The sequence below is a fragment of the Aeromonas sp. PrichA-15 genome, from assembly GCF_017939245.1.
GTDB classification, from domain to species: Bacteria; Pseudomonadota; Gammaproteobacteria; order Enterobacterales; family Aeromonadaceae; genus Aeromonas; species Aeromonas caviae.
Genome location: NZ_JAGKRH010000164.1, coordinates 1 through 684 on the forward strand (window position 1 = coordinate 1; position 684 = coordinate 684).

The following is a 684-nucleotide window of genomic DNA, read 5'->3' on the forward strand; positions in this document are numbered from 1 at the left end:
ATGGCTGCAAGCCTGGGGATCTCGGTGCAAGCCTTTGATAAGTGGGGAGTTAAGCCAGTAAAAAAGATCGGGCGCAACGTTTACTTTGATGTGCGCTCGGTTGTGGATAACCGGATCGAGAACGCGATCCAAAAACACCAACCAACTGATCCTCAAGACATGGATGAGGATCAATTGGACTTCCAACGGTGGAGGCTCACAAAGGAGCAGGCCGACAAGGCCGAGCGCGAGAACCGGATCGCTGAGCGCCATCAGGTGCCGACCGAGTTTGCAACGTTCGCTCTGACGCGCATCGCCGCAAAGGTCAGCAGTCTGCTCGACACCGTTCCACTCACTATGCGCCGCCGTTATCCCGAATTGCAGACCAAGCACATCGAGGGGCTCCAGCGCGAACTGGTCATAGCCAGCAACGAGGCGGCCTCCCTGGGTGATCTGCTGCCGGAGTTACTGGATGAATATATCGACAGCACAAGTAAGTAGCCTGGCGGCTGCCGTCAACCTTGGGCTGTCAGCCCTGCTCAGGCCGCCGGTGCAGACTGCCGCCGAGTGGATGGATGACCATTACTACCTGCCGGTGGAGTCCTCCTATCAGGAGGGCCGCTGGAAGTCGCTGCCGTTCCAGGTGGCCATCATCAACGCGATGGCCAATGACGACATTCGAGAGGTCAATTTCGTCAAGTCGGC

General features: G+C 57.7%; 1 protein-coding gene and 1 pseudogene. Both read left to right on the forward strand.

Annotation, left to right across the window (positions count from 1 at the left end):
• Positions 1-480: terminase small subunit (locus tag J9889_RS17575; protein ID WP_081805673.1), on the forward strand; the 480-nt coding region annotated here is incomplete at its 5' end.
• Positions 452-684, forward strand: a pseudogene (locus J9889_RS17580) (phage terminase large subunit family protein); the annotation flags it as partial. The gene J9889_RS17575 and the pseudogene J9889_RS17580, both read left to right, overlap by 29 nt.